The sequence below is a fragment of the Chitinophaga solisilvae genome, from assembly GCF_009928525.1.
Lineage (GTDB): Bacteria > Bacteroidota > Bacteroidia > Chitinophagales > Chitinophagaceae > Chitinophaga > Chitinophaga solisilvae.
Window position 1 is genome coordinate 187307 of sequence record NZ_JAABOK010000008.1, and the last position, 20952, is coordinate 208258.

The window sequence follows — 20952 nt, forward strand, 5'->3', positions numbered from 1 at the left end:
AAATTTATAGCCGGCCTGTTAGCGGACTTTAATACTTTTACTATCCGGCGCAGAACTTTACAGCGCATTCCATGGTATTAAAAATGACTATCCACCAATGATACAGGAGAGCAGACTTATATACAGACAGCCCACCACCGCAGATGTACAACGTTATTATGACATCTTTGCTGATCCGCAGACCAACCTGTACAATCCTTTCGGACCTATTACCGGCATCGAGGTAGCAGAAAAAAATATAGAGAAGACGATTGCCCATTGGGCAGCTTACGGTTTCGGTGCCTGGGCGGTAGCCACCACAGAGCATCCCGAAGATGTGATCGGTTTCGGCGGCATACAATACAAGATGTATGGTGCTGATGAAAGGCTGAATCTGGGATACCGTTTCCGGGAGGCCTCCTGGGGGCGCGGCTATGCCACAGAAATGGCGAAGCATGCCATCGATACGGCTTTCAACACCTTGCGGCTGCCGGAAGTATTTGCGATAGTAAGACCGGTCAACAAACCGTCTATTCATGTGCTGGAGAAAAGCGGCATGGTGCTGACCGGCCGGCTGGACGATGTGCCGGGACAGGAATGGAGCCTGGTATATAAAATTACCAGCAGCCGGTAGCTAATCATCTTTTCTCAGCAGGGGCTGCGTGCTGCATCGGAAAGAACCGCCGAAGCTCCTGCTGATACGGAAATCGATGTACTGCACCTGTACGCCGTGCGCAGCTATCCGCTCTCCCACACCACTAAAAACCGGGTCAGTAATATACACCTCCGAAGAAACGGGCAGCCCGTTGGTAGCCAATATAGAGGCTTCTTCCAGGGTAACGGGAATTTTTTCCCAGTCATGCAGCACCGCCGGCACACCATCTGGAAAGGCATCCGGACATACCACCATCAGCCCTTTCCGTATCAGGCCCAGCGCACAGTCCAGGTGCAATATGTTGGGATGCAGCCGGACCATTTCCACCGTATAACCCTGCTTACCCAGGAATTTCTTCAGCCATTGCACGCCCAGCGCATTGGAAGCCAGGCCCGAATTTCCGACGAGTACGGTGTTGCCCATCACGATCACATCTCCGCCTTCGAGGAAAGGACCGGGGCCTAGTGAAGGATCATCCGGCTGCGCTATTTCCGGGCGGGGTGTAGCTACATAGTAACAATCTTCCGGATACACTGCCGCCTGCATAATATTCCTGACAGGCAGCACTTCTCCCCTTCTGTGCAGAAAACGCATGGAGCCTTCTATCACACAATTGCCCACCGTAAAGAAAGGATCACGCACAAAAAAATTGGCGTAACCATCTTCTCCGCCTGCCTGCTTCTCAGCACTGGTCAGCATCCGCGGGCGCAATACTTCCACACCATATTTCAGCAGCACCTGCTCCAGGGCATTCCTTTCCTGCTCCCAGCGCTGCTGCAGCTCCGGATGCACCTCACGGAAATCTTTCCCTTTGCTGTTTTCATTATCCGTAACGGCTTCCGGTGCAAGGAACCGCAGATCGTCTGTACGCACCTTTTCCGGATATCCGAATTCAGATGCTGCCAGCACAACTTTCTGCAACCGGGCATATTCATTTTCTACATAAATCATAAAATTATCTTCAGATGATGATGTTGTTATAATAAACCTTCCTGCAGTAAAAATGTTTGAAAAAAATTCTTGTACCTGTATCAGAAAAAGAGTATTGACCTGCCTGATTTTCATATCATGAAGTATGAAATGTAACGGACAGATACTGATTGTATAAGCTGCTGTTCAGGTGCAGACGGTGTAAGTAGCTTTACAGAGATTAACCCGGATGCTTTATATATCTTTTGTCGGCCGGATCAGTAACCAGTTAAATGTTCCTTCCGCTGCTGCTTTTGCACGACTATTCTGACAACGGATGATTGTTTGTATCCATAATACCCTACACTTTCTATTTTTTCAAATCAGGGATGACCCTTCTGTAGTCATGCCTGCAGGCACCCTATTTTTCACACTTAAATCTTTTTTTATTCTCTAAATCTACCTTTTATGAAACCCTTATCCCTCAGATCAACAGCCCTGCTGCTATGTTGGCTTTTGTCCGTTTTAGCACTGCCGGTGCAGAGCTACGGACAAAAGACATATGCTACTATCCAAACCAACAAGGTGAACGGGCTATGCATTTTATGTGGTGTCAGTAATCCTGACAATGCTGTTAATAGCAACCTGAATGATTACTCCACTTTTGTGATTAATGTCGGGCTGCTCGGCGTCAGTGTGGAACAGACACTGATTTTTCCGGCATCTGCCAATGCCGGCTGCGACTCGCTGGTAGTTGGCATCGGCAGCAGCAACCCGGTATTGTCTGCCAGCCTGTTTGGCGGCATTACAGTAGAGACCTTCAACGGCAGCATTTCCAACAATGATGCCACCGTTGTGTACTCCGGCGTATTGCGATTATTAGACAACAACACCCGCGCCGAGGTTACGCTTAAACCTGCTGCAAAATTTGACCGTGTGAAGGTAAGTCTGCAAAGCACACTGGTAGGCCTGCTGAACAGTTTCCGGCTGTATTATGCTTACCGCAAATCGCTTGCGCCACCGGCACCGGTGGTGAATTCTCCTGTCACCATTTGCGCCGGAGATACCGCTACCCTCACTGCCAGCGGTCCCGGCATCCGGTGGTACAGCAGCGCTGCCGGCGGAACATTGCTGGGCAGCGGCAGCCCTTTTAAAGTCAGCCCCGCTGCCACTACAGTATATTATGCAGAAGCTGACAATGGTGGCTGCCTCAGTCAGCGTACACCCGATACCGTTACCGTGGTTTCCCGGCCGGACATACCCACACTTGCGGAAGACACCGTATCGGTATGTTATGGTGACAGTGTTGTGCTGCAGGCTATAGCGCCGGCCAATGTAACTTTCCGCTGGTACCTGACAGCTACGGGCGGTTCGCCGGAAATCAGCGCACCAAGGGTTGTCATACACAACCTGCCGCTTTCTGCCACCTTCTATGTGGATGCCCTCAACAGCAACGGTTGCGTGAGCGCGGCACGCCAGCCGGTAACTGTAATCGTGAAGCCCCTTCCCGCGATTGCAGTACTGATACCGCCATTGGGTGTGGCCTGTCAGCCAGCCAATATCCCTATTGCCAATCATCAGGACAACGTAGTATATCAGGTACGTTTGAAATATGCGGATGGCCTGTCCGTACAGGACACTTCCTTCTTACAGTACGGCGACACCATTCATGCACCGGCATTGAACAATGTGCTGAATGCCCGTGCCGATGTATATGTAAAAACCATCAGCACCCTGAACGGATGTACTTCCATTACCATACGGGACTCCTTTACGGTTAGCAGGAAACTGCCGGCGCCCTCCGCTCCGGACACTATCATCATCCATCCCGGCGATTCCGTAAACCTTACTGCCAGCGGCAGCGGCAATATCAGGTGGTACAATGCTTCCACCGGCGGAACGCTGCTGTATGCCGGCAATCCATATAAAGTGGCGCCGTCAGCGTCCACCTACTACTATGCCGGACTGGAAAGCAATGGCTGTGAAAGCCTTACCAGGAAAGCCGTGTATGTATCTGTCATCAGTTGCGCCACTCCGCCATCGGGGGCGCTGGCTATCTACAGGTTCTCCGGCAACCTCGACGATGAATCCGGTAACGGGCATAACGGCTCGCTGGCCACAGGCGGGGTACCGTTTGTACAGGATAATGTTTGCAACAGGGCAGGCGTATTCTCCAGCGCCTTTGTAGCGATTACATCCGGCGTCAACGCTTCCTCCATACTACCCAGGCAGGCATTAACCGTTTCTTACTGGGTAAAGAAATTCAGCAGCGGCAACTTCCCGATGGTCGTTAACGGCGCGTTGCAGGATAATCTTTCCAATGAATATGGCTTCGCTGTAGGACACAGGAATAACAGCCTGCAGTTCTATCTCAGAGGCTCCAACAACAGCAGCGCTTTTTATCTGACGGGTCCGCAAACGGTATTGAACAACCAATGGTATCATGTAGTGGCTACTTACGATAACACTACCATGAAGCTGTATCTGAATGGCACGCTCTATAGCAGCTCTACCAACCAGAGTGGCAACATCCTTTACCAGGGATTGTCTACCGACTTCTTTGGCCTGGGTGCATATGTGGATCAGGATGAGTTCTATCCGATAGATGCACGCATAGATGAAGTATATATCTATGGCAGAGCGCTGAATGCCACCGAAATCAGTGACTTCTACCACTCCTATTTCCTGACCAGCAACCCTGCTGATCGCGCTGCTGCGGCCGTTTCACCGGCAACAGAAAAAGTTCCCGTTCAGCCATCTGTCCACCACAGGACACCAACGGAAAAACTGCTGGTATATCCTAATCCGACTGACGGCATTATTCAGCTGCAGCTGAAAGAAGACCTGAGAGGCAGCATAGCCATTGTCAACAGCCTGGACGGGAAACCTGTTTTCCGTACCATGCTGAACAGCAACACCATTCATCTGCCATCCAGCATTACCGCCGGCGCATACATCATACAGGTACGCACCCTGTCCGGAAAAACACTCACCACCACCATCATCCTTAAACGATGAATTTATTTGGTTATTTGGTTATTTGAGATTGGGTTATTTAAAAATGCAGCGAAGATTTCCTTATTTGATTATTTAGTTATTTGAGATTTGGTTATTTAAAATGCAGCGAAGATTTCCGCGGAAGTCTTCGCTGCATTTTAAATAACCAAATCTCAAATAACTAAATAACCAAATAAGGAATATATCTGTACATTTTGGGGATCGGTTCACCCACTTGCATTTCATGTAATATGCACACATTTAAACCATACAAACTCAACATTTACAAGCATTTACAAGCATATCCGCACATTTTGGTACAGCGATTGCCTGTCTGTCTCTGAAATCATTTTCTGTAACCCAAATCTGAACATATGAAATCGATTCTGAGAATTCTTGGCGTATTACTGATTCCTGCATTACTGTTTGCTGCCTGCAGTAAAGACACAGATCCCGCAGACGTAGACGTCTTTGCCGGTACTTTCAGAGGAAAAATTACTTACAATGACAATGAAAAAAATATTAAACCGGAGAGCGGCAGCGTGTTTGTTACCAAAGTAGGTACCCGGTATGATTTCAGATTTTCTGATGGCATTCCTGATCTTACCGGTGTTGAATTTCAACGTAAGGATGACAATACCATGGTTAACATAGGATCGTCCGGCACCGGCCTTATCACTATCAATAAAGATAAACTGGTGATAGGTTATACCAAAGACGGAAGGACATGGACGGCTGATTGTAATAGATAAAGTTGAGAATTACGAATTACGAATTGCGAATTACGAATGTAGAAGCGAAGATGAAAATGAAGATTAAAGAGGATAAGTATTAAATATCACCTTTAATCTTCATTTTCATCTTCGCTTCTACATTCGTAATTCGCAATTCGTAATTCGTAATTTATAATTATTCATTCTCACTGAACCTTTTCCCTCTAAACTTGTTCTCCTGATAACCATATAAAAGCAGCTAATGAAATTATTTCCTCAGATGACCGCTATTTTTCATCCTTTAACGGAAGAATGGATCACAGACCATATTTACAGCTTTTACCTGCTGGCCTGAAAGTGTTCCCCCGGCTTTTTCCTTTTATAAAACATATGCTATGAAAACACGGTTGACTTTTGCGCTGCTGCTATGCAGCGTACTGCTGGTCAGCATACCCTACAGCGGCTATACGCAGCGATCGGACCAGCGGATATTTACTACTAAAGGCGGCAAAATCCTTACTATGGAAGGCAAGAGCCCTGCTTATGTGGATGCCATCGTTGTGAATGGCGGAAAAATAATTTTTACCGGCACCAACAATGCTGCGCTGCAGTACAGGACCACCACTACCAAAGTGTATGAAATTCCCAGAGGGGAAACACTGATGCCCGGATTCATTGATGCACATGCCCACGCCGTGCAGTACACCAGTACCTATGATGCGGTAGATCTGAACCCGCTGCCGTACGGGCACACCAATACCATTGACACCCTGCTGCAGCAACTGAAGGATAGCCTGCGTAAATGCCCGGATACGGGCACTATTATCATGGGAAATGGCTATGATGACTCCCGCCTCAGAGAGCGCCGCCATCCTACGGTACAAGAGCTGAACCAGGTATCGGCAGACCGCCCCATATTCATTGAACATGTCAGCGGACATATGGGAGTTGCCAATTCAAAGCTGCTGCACCTGCTGGGATTTGATAATCCCGATACCACGGTGGCAGGTGGCACAATTGTCCGCGATGCCAACGGAAACCCTACCGGCCTGCTGATTGAAAATGCCAACGTAGGCGCTATGATATATATCGCGCAACATCTGATGCCAAAAGAATCAGAGCAGGAAGCCCTGGAGAAATCCCTCCGGAAACTGCAGCGCGCAGAAAAGGAATGGTTCGCCTATGGCATCACCACCCTGTGTGAAGGACGTGCCAGTCCGGCTGCCATACAACTGGTACAAACCGCCAATAAACTGGGACGGCTCAGAGGTGATTTCATTGTGCTGCCGGATTTTGACACCAACAAAGAGCTGCTGAAACAATGGAAAACCTACTACAAACAATACGATAAACATTTCAAGATAGGTGCAGTCAAATTTACGCTGGACGGCTCTCCGCAGGGCAGGTCAGCCTGGCTGAAAGATCCGTATGTCAATGCACCACTCGGTGAAAAGCCGGGCTTTAAAGGCCATCCCATCTATGACCATATGCAGCTGTACCATTACCTCCGCTATGTGACGGATACGCTCAACATGCAGGTACATATGCACTGCAACGGCGACGCTGCCATTGATGAAGGCTTACGCCTCATTGATACGCTGAAGCCTTACATCACCAAAGATATGATCAATGTAATGGTGCATGGCCAGGTATGCCGGGAAGACCAGGTACCGCATATAAAGCGCACAGGCATCATGCCCAGCTGGTTTCCCACCCACTGCTATATCTGGGGACTATGGCACCGCGATACAGTTCTGGGCGCAGCCAGAGCCAATCATATCAGTCCACTCCGGCAGGGCCTTGACAACAACCTCGTATTCACCATACACACGGATGCACCGGTAACACCGCCGGATTTATTAACTGCCGTCTGGAGTGCCGTTCATCGCCGCACCCTCATGGACAGCACCGTTGTACTGGGCTCCGATCAGGTCATCTCCGCCTACGAAGCCCTCAAAGCTATCACCATCAACGCCGCCATCCAATGGGACGAACAACAGAGCAAAGGCTCCATTAAACTCCATAAACGCGCCGACCTGGTACTCCTGAAAGGTGACCCGCTTGTCGACGACCAGCGACATATCGGAGTTAAAGGAGTATTTAAGGATGGAGTGCTGGTATATGATAATGAATAAATTCAATTATGAATTAAGAATGATGAGTTAAAGCGAAGATCAGAGCGGATAATTTTCTACATATCTGCTCTGATCTTCGCTTTAACTCATCATTCTTAATTCTTAATTCATAATTGAATTTATTCAGGTTTTCATCACCTGTAGTACATCCGCAGCCCAACGCCTGACATCCTGGCGGTAGATGTCGGCGGTTTGGGTGCTGACACTTAAAATGTCGAGGTTCCAGTTATAGCGGTCAATGTTTCTTTCGCCATTGTTTTCTATGTTGCCGTAGAAACCTGCGTACCTGTTCCGGATGATGATGTGGTTAGGCGCTGCGTTGAAGTAGAGAAATTCTTCCAGCAGCTTCAGGGCTTCCGGCTGATACTCAGGACTGTAGCCGTCGGACTGCAGCATGTAGGCAGTGACCAGCAGATGATGCGCTTCAAAGTAAACGGGATTGGAAAATTCAACGGATAAACAATCTGCAAATTTTTCTTTCCACAATATCATCTTTTTTAACTGTCGCATTTTGAGCAGATTAAGTTGTTTTAAGGGATATTTCGTTTATGGTGTTACAATGTATTCCTGTTTTGTGGCGCCTCCTACAACGCCCAGTCCGTGTACAATATTATTGAATACAATTACTTTCTCTGCCAGCGGATCATCATTTTTTTCATGTGCCATAAAGGCACTGAACAGGTAGTTGTAACTGTTATAGGTGAGCGTGGTTACTTCTACCATCACCCTTCTGAAATCACCGGTGGCGCCGGAAACGAATATGAATTTTGCACGCTGGCCATCGAAATAGGCATCATCCGTAAAAAATTCATACCGGTCTTTGGTACCAAATATTACGTCACGCGGATCGCCGGAGGTAAATTTAAAAGCATACCTGTATTCCCGCGGGCCTTCGTTACTATCAAACTTGTATGCGTTCAGCAATCTTATCCGGTAATAGTTTTTTTCTCCGGCCCTATCATGCAGCTCTACTGTGATATTGGCCTTTGGATAAAAACCGTTGGTTGGAATCAGCTTCAGCTTTATCTCTCCTGCATTTGCCGGCTCAGGCACCACGTCACTGCCTTCAGCTTCGGGATAACCCGGAATAGCTGCCGTCACCCGGTATGTTACTCCTGTCCGCACTTTTACGGTACTGATATAGACGACCTTCTCGTCTTTCGTCAACCTGGTCATTTCCTCCCGGAATATGCCATCTTCATACAGCTTTACAACTGCATTTTCCACTGCGGGGAAGTCATTCGATTTATTCATATAACCGGATAGGGTCACCCGCGCCTCCATCAAACTGTCCTTTACCATTAGCAAATTAAGTACCGGTTTACTGGTCTGATCGGGGAAATTTACATCTATTTTTTTGGTGCAGCCGGCAGCAGTCAGTGCCAGCAACAGTAATAACTTTATTTTCATTGTTTAATATTTCAGGCTGTAAGAAATACTGGGCATAACGGGTATCAGATTAATGGCGTTAAGGCTTACCCTTGCCTTCTCATATTCGAACTTATCGACGTAATAGAAGAAGGGATTAAACTGGTTGTAGGCATTGAGTACACTGACATTCCAGGTTCTGATCAATCCGTTCCTTTTATACTTGATGAAGCTGATGCCGAGATCTAACCGGTGATAAGGCCGGAGACGCATATTGTTGCGCGTATTGATTTCCTGTACATGTGGCTGCGGGTAATACGATTCGTGCGCAGACAGCGGCAGGCCGGCTTTTTCATATATTCCCACGGGGATGGTGAAAGGCGAAGCACTCTGCAATGTCCAGGAGCCGGATAGCTCAATGCCTTTACGCAGTTTATAAACTGCAACGATATGCAGATCATGACGGCGGTCGTATTTATAGGGAAAGTCCCTTCCCCGGTTGACCAGCGGGATATTACGGTTGGCCCAGGCCAGCGTATACCCCAGCCAGCCGGTAAGGCGGCCGCTTTTCTTCTGCAGCAGCAATTCCACACCGTATGATTGCCCGTTACCCGCAGCCACCTGGCTTTGCCAGGTATCGCCCTTGCTACTGGTCAGGTAGTCTGCTCCTTCCTTGTATTCGATCACACCGTGCATCTTTTTATAGTAGCCTTCCACGGAGAATTCAAACTTATCCTTAAACAGGTTGCGGGCGACGCCCAATGCAAACTGGTCTGCATCCTGCGGCTTTACCTTGTCGGTAACCGGCACCCATAAATCTGTCGGGAGCGTAATAGAATTATTGGCCAGCAGGTGAATGTATTGTGTCATGCGGGAATAGGAGGCTTTCAGTGCCCAGTTGCCCGGCAGCAGGTAACGTGCATTCAGACGGGGTTGCAGGGAATAGTACGAACGCCCTTCTACATAGAAAGCGCTGAAATGCAGGCCGCCATTAACTTTTAGTCGCTGGCTCAGCTCCCATTCATCTTCTGCATAGAGATTGATTTCTGTACCGTAGATATCACGGTTGTTATTGATGGAATCGGCCGTTACCACCTCCTGATCTGTTTGCCTGGTTCTCAGCGTGCCTGGTGTAAATCTGCGCAGCATGATATCAGCACCGGCCCTGATGGCATGTGCCGGAACGGGCTGGTATTCGAAATCTGCCTTGGCTCCGTAATCCCGGATACCAGATTTAAGTTGCTGATAATCTGTATATCCTTTATCCTGATTACGTCCTTCCTGTGAAAATACAGAGCGGAAATAATAGTCACTGCCAATGAGCATCACGTTGGAAAAGAGTTTAGGCGAGTAGACGTGATTCCAGCGGATAGTACCGGAGATATTGCCTGCATAGGCGCCCGCATCTGTGAGATAATAATCCGGGTTTGCATTCCCTTTCATGTTGGCATCGTCCGTGTAACGATGCTTTGTAAACATCTGATCGCGGCCGGTATAGAAGCTCAGGTAAATCTTATCTCTGTCAGAAAATTTATGATGCAGCTTGGCATTGAGATCGTAGAAGTTGAGTTTGAACTTCTCCGGCCCGTCGCCGGCGGCATTGAGATAGATTTTAGCGCCCAGGTCCGGGTAAGATCTCCGTCCGGAGAGGACGAATGTAGTTTTCCCTTTCCTGATAGGTCCTTCCAGGGTAGCCTGGGTTGAAAGCAGTCCTATGGAAAAATCGCCGTGCATTTTATGCATATCACCGTCCTTGGTAGAAACGTCGATCACAGAAGACAACCGCCCGCCGTAACGCGCCGGAAAAGCGCCTTTATACAGCGTTACATCTTTCAGGATGCTGGTATTGAAGGTAGAGAACAATCCCATCAGGTGCATGGGATTATACAGCGGGGCGCCGTCCAGCAGGATAAGGTTCTGGTCGGGCGTTCCGCCACGTACCAGCAAAGCGCTGGTAGCTTCTGTTCCCTGCTTTACGCCAGGCATCAGCTGCAGGGATTTCAGCAGATCCGGTTCTCCCAGCAGGCGCGGCATAGCCTGTACCATAGCGCTGGTAATAGTCATGCGGCTCATCTGAACAGCATGCTCAATTTTCTCTGCCTGTCCCCCGCGGATCGTCACCTCTCCCAGCTGCCTGTTGGCGGCCTTCAGCCGGAAGGTAACAGCTTCGGCTTTATTGATGGCTACTACCGTATCCAGTCGCTGATACCCCAGGTATGACAACTGCAGCCGGATAGAATCTGCCGGTACGGTGATGCTGTAAAAGCCGTAGGCGTTAGTGGCAGTACCTGCCTGAAATTCCGGCGCTGCCAGCGAAACGCCGATCAGCCGTTCGCCGGAGACTGCATCCTCCACATATCCACTGAGTGTGCGGTCGTTTTTAAAAGCCGGTCCGATGATCACCTGGTTCCCGATGCGTTTATACATCAGCGTGGTACCTTTCAGCAGGTCGCGGCAGATGATGGCCAGCGGCTGATCCTTATAGCTGTGCGCTTTTACGGTGATGCCCTGTATCCGCGTATATTCATACGAGAAGTGGAGGCCGCTCTGCTGCTCCAGCAGCTTAATCGCGTTTTCCAGCGAGGTAGCGGGGATGTTTATAGTGAGTTTTATTTCCTGCTGTTGTGCGGCAGTTGCCTGCCAGCATATCAGTAACAGAATAGATAGAAATCGTTGCATGGTTTTTTGTTTAACAAAAGGGCATTAGTCTCCCCTGCCGCATCTGCAGCTGCTTTCGGGTTGCTGATAGGTAATTGAATGATTATTGTTGTATGCCGGTAACAGTTACCTGGCGGTTGTTCAGCTTATAAGTCATTCCGCTCAGGGCTTTCAGCATTTCCAGCGTTTCCTCCAGGGTAGCGTTGCCGCTAATCTGCAGGTTAAAGCGGTAGGGCGACATGCGGGTGGCGTCGTATATTACCTGTGCCTGGTAACGGTTCTGCAGAATGCGGGCTACTTCAGCGAACGAAACATGCTGCAGGGTGAGGTTTCCACGACGCCAGTCGTCCAGATGGCCTTCAGAGCGTGTAGCCGTCTGCGTTACCTGCCGATATTCCAGGTGCTGGCCGGCGGTCAGGATGCCCAGCGTCTGACTACTGTCTGCCACCTGCACGCTACCACTCTCCACATAGATCTCTATGGAGGGGAGGCCGTTATAGGCTTTTACGCTGAATTCCGTTCCCAGCACCTTTGCCTTAATACCGGAAGGGGCGCTGACAAGGAAGGGATGTGTTGCTGCCGGCACTACTGCGAAATAAGCCAGGCCGTCTACCAGCTGCACCTCCCGGCGTTGTTTCCCGAACCCGTCCGCATAACGGATCGTTGACCCAGGTTGCAGCCATACGGCAGATCCGTCGGGCAACTGCAGGTGGTACACCTTACCGCCTGCCGGAGCGCTTACCGTAGTATAGGAAACGGGTTGCGGATGCTGACGCTGTACATAAAAGAACGTACCGGCCGCCAGCAGGATAAGTACAGCCGCAGCCGCACGCCAGTACATGCGCCGGAAAGCCCGTTTACCCGGCGCAGCATTGTCTGCAACTGCTGTATGTACCTGTTCCTGCGGCAGCGGTAACGTTATTATGTCAGAAGTTGTTGCCTGAAGCGCGCCGAAAATTCCTGCCTTCAACGATGCCTTCACTTCCTGCTTTTCGGTCTGGTCATGAAATACAGGACCTTCGCCGGGAAATGATGCATACCATCTTTCCAATATAGCACGTTCTTCGGGCGTACAGATGCCCAACGCGTGCCTTTCAAGCAATTGACGGATGATATGTTGATCAGGATGACTCATATGCTGTTGTTTAATAGACAATCCTCAGATTCCGGGAGTACTATGTAGAAGAAAAAAATTTTTAATCCAGGAAGAAGCCGCCCAACCCTTCCCGTAATTTTTTGAGTGCGGCAGAAAGCTGGTTCTTGACAGTTTGTTCCGAGAGCGTATGCTTCTGCGCAATTTCACGGACAGACAGCCCATGCTCCCTGCTGTCAATAAATACCTGCCTCATTTTATCCGGCAGCCGTTGCAGCTCACGGTGGTAGCTGGCCTGCAGATCAGCGCCGGCAACGGCTTCTTCTGTGGACCAGGTAATTTCAGGCAGCTCCCGGCCAGCCAGTTGCCGGTATTTCTCCCTGGCCTCTTCCGACTTCAGGTGGTTCAGCACCTTAAACCTGACGGCTACACGAAGATACCCTTCTACCGTAGTGGTAATCTGTATCTGCTCTCTCTTCTGCCAGCAGTAGATAAATACCTCCTGCACAATATCTTTGGCCACGGCCTTATCATAAAGCCGCCAGTAAGCACTTTCGTACAGGGTTTCCCAGTACCGTTCGTAAATTTCCCCGTATGCCTGCAGGCTGCCTTCCCGGACCTGCTGCCATAATTCAGTATCCGGAGTTTGTTGGAGGATAGGTTTAGACATGTAAGCGGATAAAAATCAGCGCCGAAGTTAATAAAACACTTGTTAAAATCTTCCCTGTATAATATATCTGCATTCAAGATAACTTCAGCAGCGTGTCCGGAAAAAAATCCGGAGATAACAGCTATCTTTCAGGCATATGGCACGGGGCAACAGTACCTGCTGTACTGCCGGTCATTCTTCCTGCTGTTTTTATATTATTTTTGAATAAATCCCTTTTATGAAATCCCCTTACCTTATTATCATCTGCCTGCTGCTGGCAGGCCGGGCATATAGCCAGGATGTTGACATACTGCGCCAGTCGGAAACATTTCAGCGGCAGGGAAAACACCGGCAGTTCATTTACTGGAACAACCCTTCCGATACCGCCGGGCTGGAATATGTGGCTACCCTTTCTTCCAAAGCTTCCGCGATGGGTGGTAAATCACTCTGGGAAATATGGAACCATGCCGGCAACCGTTCCGTCAGATTGGGCTCCAACGTATTTATATGCCGTTCCTTCACAGACAGCAGCGATGCCAAAGCAGAACTGATCCTGGACCTTTACCTGGCCAGTGAAGCGGCGCTCAGCCGGAATACAGAAAGGGAAGAAAAAAATGTGGTATACCTTTTCGGCAACAAGGGAAAACCCATGCCGGTAAAAGTAAACGGCGAAGAAGTGGACATCCCCGCCAACAGCTTCCTGCGATATGAAACGCCGCCCGGCTCAACACTGAAACTCAGCAAAGGCGGTATCACCGGCGCTTCCTGGACCATACAGGGAGAAGAAGGCAAAGCGCCTGTGTTTCTTTCCGTTTCCGGTCCGGGCCTGGGCGGAGCCGTACCGCCTGCAGGTTCCGTAGGCATTTCCATCAACAGCGGCCGTATTACTCCGATGCATCCGCAATTTGGAAGGATGCTGCTGCAGCTGCAAAAAAAGTAATACTGACAGTAAAATAACGCCAGGCCCTGCATCCTTCATATGGCTACAACAATAGTTGATCTGACTACAGCCGGTTGCCGGCATCTGCTGAACTTTGCAGTAAACAGCTGCATATGAAAATAACAGTAACCGGTTCATTAGGCAACATCAGTAAGCCACTTACCCAACTGCTTGTACAGCAGGGACATCACGTCACCGTCATCAGCAGTCAGCCTGAAAGACAAAAAGATATTGAAGCGCTGCACGCGCATGCCGCCATCGGTACTTTGGAAGATGCAGATTTTCTGCGCAACGCCCTGCAGGGCGCCGATGCATTGTATGCAATGGTACCTCCCAGCTTCACCGCCGCAGACCAGCGTTCCTGGTACCAGGAAACAGGCCGCCGCTATGCCGCCGCCATTAAAGCCGCCGGCGTCAGACGGGTGGTTTTTCTCAGCAGCATGGGCGCACACCTGGATGCCGGCATTGGTATTATCCTGGGCGCTCATGATGTGGAAAGCATCTTCAATGACATACCCGGCATATCCGTCACACACCTGCGCCCTGGCTATTTCTACTACAACCTCTACGGCTTTATGGACACCATCAGGAAACTGGGACATATCCGCGCCTCCTATGGAGAGCAGGATATGATTGAGCTGATTGCGCCGGCAGACATTGCCGTAGTTGCGGCGGAAGAGCTGGAAGCCACGCCGGCGGCAACTCCTGCCATCAGGTATATTGTCAGCGATGAACGCACCTGCAACGAAGTAGCCGCAGCTATTGGTAAAGCCATCGGGCAACCGGATCTTCAATGGCGGCGCTGCTCCCGGGAACAAACCCTGGCAGACTGCCTGGAAAAAGGTATACCGGAAAATGTTGCTGTCAATCTTGTTGATATCTTTGCCAATATTCACAGCGGTGATTTTGCTGCTGATTACCGCAAACACCAGCCGATACCGCTGGGGAAAATCAAGCTGGAAGATTTCGCGCAGGAATTTGCCGCAGCCTTCCGTCACGGAAATTAAAGCGACATGAAAAATACATCTCCCTATAAAATCAATACGATCACAGATTACCACCAGTTCCGGAAACTGCCCAAACCCAGGCACCCGCTCATCAGCGTGGTCAACTGCAAAGACCTGGAACATCTGCGCGAACAGGAGCCTGCCAGTATGGTCATGAATTTTTATTCTATCTCCCTGAAAAGAAATTTTGAGGGAAAAATAAAATACGGTCATCAGGCGTATGATTTTAATGAAGGGGTCATGTTTTTTATTTCGCCGGGCCAGGTTTTTTCCATCGAAGGCTACAAAGGTCCGAAACATTCGGGATGGATCCTGCTGATCCATCCTGACTTCCTCTGGAATACGCCTCTGGCAAAGGCTATCAGGCAGTATGAGTATTTCAGCTATGCTGTGAATGAAGCGCTGCACCTGTCGGAACAGGAAGAAAACACCATCTCCGGTATTATACAGCATATTGAACAGGAATACCATTCCAATATCGATCAGTTCAGTCAGCCGGTAATGATTGCGCAGCTGGAACTGCTGTTCACCTATGCAGAAAGATTTTATCACCGGCAGTTCATTACCCGGAAAATTGCCAATCACCGGATACTTGACCGTTTTGAAGAATTGTTGTCCGACTCTTTCCGTGACGACAACCTGGCACGGACAGGATTACCTGTGGTACAATATTTTGCGAAGGAGTTAAACCTCTCCGCCAATTACCTGGGCAGCCTGCTGAAAGTGTTGACAGGCCAGCATACCCAGCAGCATATACACGGCAGGCTTATAGAGAAGGCAAAGGAGAAACTGTCTACCACCGGCTTGTCTGTCAGTGAAATAGCCTATGAACTTGGCTTTGAACATCCGCAGTCATTCAGTAAACTGTTTAAGATAAAAACAAATTTATCTCCGCTGCAATTCCGGCAGCAATTCAGCTGAAGGAGATATCAACGCAAGCCTTTGTTGCTTTCATGAGGTTGCAGCAGGTCCCAGCGGTTACCATACAAATCTTCAAATACAGCGACCATACCATATACTTCTTCCCTGGGCGGACTTACAAAATGAATATTTCTTTCCGGCATTTTCCGGTAATCCCGCCGGAAATCATCGATAATTTGATTATTTGGTTATTTGAGATTTGGTTATTTAAAATGCAGCGGAGATCGTTGCGGATATGATATACGCGAAAATCTCCGCTGCATTTTAAATAACCAAATCTCAAATAACCAAATAATCAAATTTTAACCATCTGTCTGCCCTTTTTAACCCAATAAATGATTATCGGGGTTTGTTAATTACTTTTAATGCCATTTTATCTATAAATTATTCTAAAAATACAGCCATATGTTTTCAGCGCAGACTTATATCAACAGGAGAAAAAGATTGCAGTCAGACATGGGCAGCGGTATTATTCTGCTGCCGGGGAATGAAGACAGTCCGATGAACTATACAGATAATATCTTTCCTTTCCGCCAGGACAGCAGCTTTCTGTACTTTGCGGGGATAGACAGGCCGGGAATTCATTTCATTATAGATGCAGATAATAACCGGGAGATATTATTCGGAGATGAACTGACCGTAGAGCAGATTATGTGGACCGGTCCGGTAGCATCGCTGGCGGCGCAGGCGGCGCGTGCAGGTATTACTGATATACGCCCGTCTTCCGCACTGGCAGACTTTCTGGCGCAATGCATCCGTCATAAACAGGAAGTACATTTCCTGCAGCCCTACCGCGGCGACCTCAGCATCCGGCTGAGCGCCTGGCTGGACATACCTGTAAACCAGCTCGCAGACCGCGTTTCCGTGAAGCTGATAAAAGCCATTATCGCACAGCGTGCCGTTAAAACTGCGGAAGAACTGGAACAGATAGAGATCGCGGTGAACACTACCATAGACATGCAGCTGACAGCGATGGAGCTGGCGGCAGCCGGCGTCACCGAAACAGAGATCGCCGGCAGGCTGCAGGCAGTGGCCATTGCAGCAGGCGGTAATATATCCTTTCCCGTTATCCTGACCGCCAACGGGCAGTTCCTGCATAATCATGCCCATCCTGTTCCCCTGCAGAACGGACAGCTGCTGCTATGCGACTGCGGCGCAGAAAATGCCATGCGCTATGCCGGCGACCTGACCCGCACGCACCCTGTCAATAAAAAATTTACTACTGCACAGCGGGAGATCTACGACATTGTATATAACGCCTATAAAGCAGCTGCCGACGCCATCAGGCCAGGTATCCGCTTTAAGGATGTTCACTTGCTGGCCTGCGAACAGCTGGCCGCCGGACTCATTGCGCTGGGCCTGATGAAAGGGAATGCCCGCGAAGCCGTGGAAGCCGGCGCACATACACTTTTCTTCCCTTGCGGACTGGGACATATGCTCGGACTGGATATTCATGATATGGAAAACCTCGGCGAAAAATATGTGGGCTACACCGAAACATTCAAACAGAGTACCGAGTTCGGATTAAAATCACTGCGCCTGGGAAGAGAGCTTGAAGAAGGATTTGTATTTACGATAGAACCCGGTATCTATTTCAATCCGCTGCTGACAGCCTCCTGGCAGGCAGCAGGCAAACACGCGTCGTTCATTAATTACGATAAGCTGGCGGCCTACCAGGATTTCGGAGGCGTCAGGCTGGAAGATAATTTCGTAGTAACCGCAGGCGGCGGCCGCCTGCTGGGACGGCCATTTGCCCGTACCGCAGCAGAAATAGAACATCTAATCGCTCAATAAATATCCCGTTATACATGAAGAACAGATTACTGTTAGCGTCATTCCTTTTTTTATTCGCCTGTAACACCCGGCAACAGGAAGATACCAGTAGCAAAACATTGCACCGGATCGCGGAAGATTATGTACGGCTGGGCCTTGCCATCGGACAGTATGATCCGGATTTTGTAGATGCCTATTACGGCCCGGATTCGCTGAAACCAGTATCCCGGCAGGCCTCCTTTCCGAAAGACAGCTTCCTGACCGCTGTGGCAGCCATGAAAACCTCCCTGCAGGAGATAGCCGCGGCCACAAAGGAAGATACCGTACGTATCCGCGCCAACTGGATCACCAAACAGCTCACTGCTTTCAGCCGGCGAATTAAAATATTTTCCGGTGAACTCAGTTCCTTTGATGAAGAGTCAAAAGAATTATTCGACGTAGTAGCGCCGGCTTATCCTGAACAGCATTACCAGCTGCTCATCGCCAGGCTGGACAGCCTGCTGCCCGGCAAAGGCGCTGTACAGCAACGTTTCCAGGAGCTGGCCAACCGGTTTATCATCCCGAAGGAAAAGCTGGACACCGTATTTAAAACCGGCATTGCAGAAGCCCGTAAACGTACCCTGCAGCATTATGCGCTGCCATCAACGGAGAGCTTTACACTGGAATATGTTTCCGGCAAACCCTGGATGGGATATAACTGGTACAAGGGCCATTACACCAGCCTGATACAGATCAGCGCCGACCTGCGCATCTTTATAGAAAAGGCCATCGACCTGGGTTGCCATGAAGGTTACCCCGGACATCATGTGTATAATATGCTGCTGGAAAAAAACCTGTATCACGATAAAGGCTGGCCGGAAGTTTCGCTGTATCCTTTATTCAGTCCGCAGTCGCTGATAGCCGAAGGCAGCGCCAATTACGGCATTGAGATCGCCTTCCCGGGAGATGAAAAAACCATCTTCACGAAAAACGTGCTGCTTCCGCTGGCCGGACTGGATACCACCGGCATAGACACCTACTTCAGAGCGCTGGACATCAAAGGACAGCTGAACTATGCCCGCAATGAAGTAGGCAGAGGGCTGCTGAATGGGAGTATGTCCGATTCTACCGCCGTACAGTGGCTGCTGAATTATACGCTCCTGAACCAGGAAGCTGCCGCAAAGGGGTTACAGTTCATCCGGAAAAACCGCAGTTATGTTATCAACTATAACTACGGACAGGACCTGATTAAAGCGTATATTTCCGCCAGCGCCGGCCAATCCCGGCCAGACGGCAGATGGGAAAGTTTCGGTCACCTGCTTTCCAATGAAATCACACCTGCTGACCTGCTGAAAGCAAAGTAACTATCTCCGGCGCCGGCTTTTCAACGGCCGGCGCCATCATCGCCGACAACCACCGGGAAAGCAGCAGCAGCAAGAGCGCCGCCGCCCCTACCATCACCACAAACAGCAAAAAGAAATCGTAGGAGTTACGGATAAGGTATCCGCAGAAATTTACGGTTCTGCCCTGCTCGGGATATAAAGTACTTAACACGCCGGCGAACTTATTGGCCGCCGCTGTAGCCAGGAACCATACCGCCATCAGCAGAGAAGAGAATTTAAGCGGCGAGAGCTTATTCACCAGCGAAAGACCGATGGGCGACAGGCACAATTCGCCAAGGGAATGCAGGCCATACATGCCGGTAATCCAGATGATGCTCACTTTTGTTCCGGGTGCTATTTCCTTCACCCCGAATGCAATCCACAGATACCCCAACGCCAGTAACAACAGCCCTATAGCCATTTTCACGGCGGCGCCGGGTTCACGCTTTCCTAACCGCGGCCACAGCCAGGTAAAGAATGGCGCAAATAAAACAATATATACAGACCCCAGGGACAGGAAAAGGCTCGGAGGAATTTCATCCAGCAGCAGCGAGGCTTCCGGCATGGCCAGCAGATACAGATTCAATAGCAGCAATCCGGCACTCAGGACTAACAGCAACCCATATACGCTGTTGCGTAATATGTGGTCAGCAGCTGCTGACAGGCGTTTCCGCGCCGCAAGGAATAACCTGAAAAACAGGAGCAGCCCTGCTCCGGATACCAGGTGGATGCTCCATACCGGTATCTTCCAGTTCAGCTGCCGGTTGGTCTGTTCATCAGCAAAAAATGTCAGCGAAGCGCCTGCCTGTTCAAAGGCAGCCCAGAAAAATATCACAAAGAAGGAAATGATGAAAATTACTTTTATCCGCTGCTTCTCCAGGCGCGTCAGTGAGGTGTCGCGGAAGATAACGAAAGCGATCAGTACCACCGCAGCCAGCAGCAGATAAGAGAGGTAGCTGACTACTTTGGCATCCAGGTAGAGCAATCCGATCATCAGGAGCGTGAACAGCAGCAGTCCGCCTGTGATCACCAGCGGCCGCAGCAATCTGGCAGGCGCATTTTCCGGAGTCTGCCCCAGCGCTTTCCCATCGGGCGCAATCACATAACGGCGATGAAATACTGCCTGTACGATCACGCCGATCACCATACTCACGGCCCCGGCGAGAAAGGCCCATCTGAAGTCAGCCGGATTGCCGGTATCGCCGGCAAGCCCGCATATTACAGGACCTAAGGCCCCACCGGTATTGATACCCATATAAAAAATGGTATAGGCCGCATCCTTCCTTTTGTCGCCATCTTCATACAGCTGCCCTACCAGTGAAGATATATTCGGTTTAAAGAAGCCATTGCCGGAAATCATGCAGCTCAGGCCACAAAAGAACAGCAGCAGGGACAAGTCAGCCTGATGCTGAAATACAGACGCGCTGATAAAGAGAATGATCTCTCCGATTGCCATCACTATTCCTCCGGTGATGATGGACCGGCTGTTACCCCAGTAACGGTCGGCGATATAGCCTCCCAGCAACGGAGTGAGGTAGATCAGGCCGGTGTAGCTGCCGTAAAGGCTGGCGGCAAACACCTTGCTGAACAGCAGCGCTTTGGTCATATACAGGATGAGCACAGCGCGCATACCGTAGTAATTGAACCGCTCCCACATTTCCGTTACGAACAGGATGTAGAGACCTTTGGGATGAGATGACGAACGGGAATAATCAGGCATAGCGATATTTTTACCATACCGGTTTCATCCCGGCACGGTATCAAATATGCTTTTCTTTGGCAGATAAATATTTG

The 20952-nt window shown here is 49.6% G+C and carries 17 protein-coding genes; 9 read left to right on the top strand and 8 right to left on the bottom strand.

From position 1 onward, the window contains the following. Positions 1-97 precede the first annotated feature (97 nt). Complete coding sequence (locus GWG06_RS18265) at positions 98-613, top strand: GNAT family N-acetyltransferase (protein WP_160714943.1); 516 nt, start codon at positions 98-100, stop codon at positions 611-613. On the opposite strand, the gene GWG06_RS18270 is transcribed toward GWG06_RS18265, so the two are convergent. Beyond that, positions 614-1585, bottom strand: coding sequence for a dimethylarginine dimethylaminohydrolase family protein (locus GWG06_RS18270; RefSeq protein WP_160714945.1), 972 nt, complete (start codon positions 1583-1585; stop codon positions 614-616). A gap of 426 nt (positions 1586-2011) precedes the next feature. Between GWG06_RS18270 and GWG06_RS18275 the strand changes: the two genes are divergently transcribed. The 3 genes from GWG06_RS18275 to GWG06_RS18285 all read left to right on the top strand — a co-directional run bounded on the left by GWG06_RS18275 (position 2012) and on the right by GWG06_RS18285 (position 7388). Further along, positions 2012-4561, top strand: a complete 2550-nt coding sequence (locus GWG06_RS18275) for an Ig-like domain-containing protein (RefSeq protein WP_160714947.1) — start codon at positions 2012-2014, stop codon at positions 4559-4561. Between the two features lie 353 nt (positions 4562-4914). Next, positions 4915-5292 carry a hypothetical protein gene (locus GWG06_RS18280; protein WP_160714949.1) on the top strand — a complete coding sequence of 126 codons (378 nt, stop codon included), beginning with the start codon at positions 4915-4917 and terminating at the stop codon, positions 5290-5292. 356 nt (positions 5293-5648) lie between these two features. Beyond that, positions 5649-7388, top strand: coding sequence for an amidohydrolase (locus tag GWG06_RS18285; protein ID WP_160714951.1), 1740 nt, complete (start codon positions 5649-5651; stop codon positions 7386-7388). Positions 7389-7511: 123 nt separating this feature from the next. On the opposite strand, the gene GWG06_RS18290 is transcribed toward GWG06_RS18285, so the two are convergent. The 5 genes from GWG06_RS18290 to GWG06_RS18310 form a co-directional block, all read right to left on the bottom strand. Then, complete coding sequence (locus tag GWG06_RS18290; protein ID WP_160714953.1) at positions 7512-7898, bottom strand: DUF5946 family protein; 387 nt, start codon at positions 7896-7898, stop codon at positions 7512-7514. A gap of 36 nt (positions 7899-7934) precedes the next feature. Then, positions 7935-8798 carry a DUF4249 domain-containing protein gene (locus tag GWG06_RS18295; protein WP_160714955.1) on the bottom strand — a complete coding sequence of 288 codons (864 nt, stop codon included), beginning with the start codon at positions 8796-8798 and terminating at the stop codon, positions 7935-7937. A 3-nt stretch (positions 8799-8801) separates the two neighbouring features. Continuing rightward, positions 8802-11435 (bottom strand): TonB-dependent receptor, encoded by a 2634-nt coding sequence (locus GWG06_RS18300; RefSeq protein ID WP_160714957.1) that lies wholly within the window; start codon positions 11433-11435, stop codon positions 8802-8804. 82 nt (positions 11436-11517) lie between these two features. After that, positions 11518-12549: a FecR family protein gene (locus GWG06_RS18305; protein ID WP_160714959.1), complete on the bottom strand. Its 1032-nt coding sequence runs from the start codon at positions 12547-12549 to the stop codon at positions 11518-11520. Between the two features lie 61 nt (positions 12550-12610). Then, positions 12611-13177 carry an RNA polymerase sigma factor gene (locus GWG06_RS18310; RefSeq protein ID WP_160714961.1) on the bottom strand — a complete coding sequence of 189 codons (567 nt, stop codon included), beginning with the start codon at positions 13175-13177 and terminating at the stop codon, positions 12611-12613. A 217-nt stretch (positions 13178-13394) separates the two neighbouring features. On the opposite strand from GWG06_RS18310, the gene GWG06_RS18315 reads away from it, so the two are divergent. From GWG06_RS18315 to GWG06_RS18325, 3 genes are all read left to right on the top strand, one after another. Further along, on the top strand, positions 13395-14096 hold the full coding sequence (locus GWG06_RS18315) for a hypothetical protein (protein WP_127044544.1): 702 nt from the start codon (positions 13395-13397) through the stop codon (positions 14094-14096). Positions 14097-14209: 113 nt separating this feature from the next. Beyond that, positions 14210-15103: an NmrA family NAD(P)-binding protein gene (locus GWG06_RS18320; RefSeq protein WP_160714963.1), complete on the top strand. Its 894-nt coding sequence runs from the start codon at positions 14210-14212 to the stop codon at positions 15101-15103. Positions 15104-15109: 6 nt separating this feature from the next. Beyond that, positions 15110-16024, top strand: a complete 915-nt coding sequence (locus tag GWG06_RS18325; RefSeq protein WP_160714965.1) for a helix-turn-helix domain-containing protein — start codon at positions 15110-15112, stop codon at positions 16022-16024. Positions 16025-16032: 8 nt separating this feature from the next. Here GWG06_RS18325 and GWG06_RS30705 read toward each other — a convergent pair whose 3' ends face one another. Beyond that, complete coding sequence (locus GWG06_RS30705; RefSeq protein ID WP_262888704.1) at positions 16033-16167, bottom strand: VOC family protein; 135 nt, start codon at positions 16165-16167, stop codon at positions 16033-16035. A 262-nt stretch (positions 16168-16429) separates the two neighbouring features. Between GWG06_RS30705 and GWG06_RS18335 the strand changes: the two genes are divergently transcribed. Continuing rightward, a complete protein-coding gene (locus GWG06_RS18335; RefSeq protein WP_160714967.1) occupies positions 16430-17818 on the top strand; it encodes an aminopeptidase P family protein in 1389 nt (462 codons plus the stop codon). A 14-nt stretch (positions 17819-17832) separates the two neighbouring features. Further along, complete coding sequence (locus GWG06_RS18340; RefSeq protein ID WP_160714969.1) at positions 17833-19140, top strand: hypothetical protein; 1308 nt, start codon at positions 17833-17835, stop codon at positions 19138-19140. Here GWG06_RS18340 and GWG06_RS18345 read toward each other — a convergent pair. Next, positions 19109-20878, bottom strand: a complete 1770-nt coding sequence (locus GWG06_RS18345; RefSeq protein ID WP_160714971.1) for a peptide MFS transporter — start codon at positions 20876-20878, stop codon at positions 19109-19111. The two genes, GWG06_RS18340 and GWG06_RS18345, sit on opposite strands and share 32 nt — an antisense overlap. Positions 20879-20952: the final 74 nt, after the last annotated feature.

Bases quoted from the DNA above. Each gene is read 5' to 3' on its own strand.
- GWG06_RS18265 (WP_160714943.1), top strand. From the start codon at position 98: ATGATACAGGAGAGCAGACTTATATACAGACAGCCCACCACCGCAGAT.
- GWG06_RS18270 (WP_160714945.1), bottom strand. From the start codon at position 1,585: ATGATTTATGTAGAAAATGAATATGCCCGGTTGCAGAAAGTTGTGCTG.
- GWG06_RS18275 (WP_160714947.1), top strand. From the start codon at position 2,012: ATGAAACCCTTATCCCTCAGATCAACAGCCCTGCTGCTATGTTGGCTT.
- GWG06_RS18280 (WP_160714949.1), top strand. From the start codon at position 4,915: ATGAAATCGATTCTGAGAATTCTTGGCGTATTACTGATTCCTGCATTA.
- GWG06_RS18285 (WP_160714951.1), top strand. From the start codon at position 5,649: ATGAAAACACGGTTGACTTTTGCGCTGCTGCTATGCAGCGTACTGCTG.
- GWG06_RS18290 (WP_160714953.1), bottom strand. From the start codon at position 7,898: ATGCGACAGTTAAAAAAGATGATATTGTGGAAAGAAAAATTTGCAGAT.
- GWG06_RS18295 (WP_160714955.1), bottom strand. From the start codon at position 8,798: ATGAAAATAAAGTTATTACTGTTGCTGGCACTGACTGCTGCCGGCTGC.
- GWG06_RS18300 (WP_160714957.1), bottom strand. From the start codon at position 11,435: ATGCAACGATTTCTATCTATTCTGTTACTGATATGCTGGCAGGCAACT.
- GWG06_RS18305 (WP_160714959.1), bottom strand. From the start codon at position 12,549: ATGAGTCATCCTGATCAACATATCATCCGTCAATTGCTTGAAAGGCAC.
- GWG06_RS18310 (WP_160714961.1), bottom strand. From the start codon at position 13,177: ATGTCTAAACCTATCCTCCAACAAACTCCGGATACTGAATTATGGCAG.
- GWG06_RS18315 (WP_127044544.1), top strand. From the start codon at position 13,395: ATGAAATCCCCTTACCTTATTATCATCTGCCTGCTGCTGGCAGGCCGG.
- GWG06_RS18320 (WP_160714963.1), top strand. From the start codon at position 14,210: ATGAAAATAACAGTAACCGGTTCATTAGGCAACATCAGTAAGCCACTT.
- GWG06_RS18325 (WP_160714965.1), top strand. From the start codon at position 15,110: ATGAAAAATACATCTCCCTATAAAATCAATACGATCACAGATTACCAC.
- GWG06_RS30705 (WP_262888704.1), bottom strand. From the start codon at position 16,167: ATGCCGGAAAGAAATATTCATTTTGTAAGTCCGCCCAGGGAAGAAGTA.
- GWG06_RS18335 (WP_160714967.1), top strand. From the start codon at position 16,430: ATGTTTTCAGCGCAGACTTATATCAACAGGAGAAAAAGATTGCAGTCA.
- GWG06_RS18340 (WP_160714969.1), top strand. From the start codon at position 17,833: ATGAAGAACAGATTACTGTTAGCGTCATTCCTTTTTTTATTCGCCTGT.
- GWG06_RS18345 (WP_160714971.1), bottom strand. From the start codon at position 20,878: ATGCCTGATTATTCCCGTTCGTCATCTCATCCCAAAGGTCTCTACATC.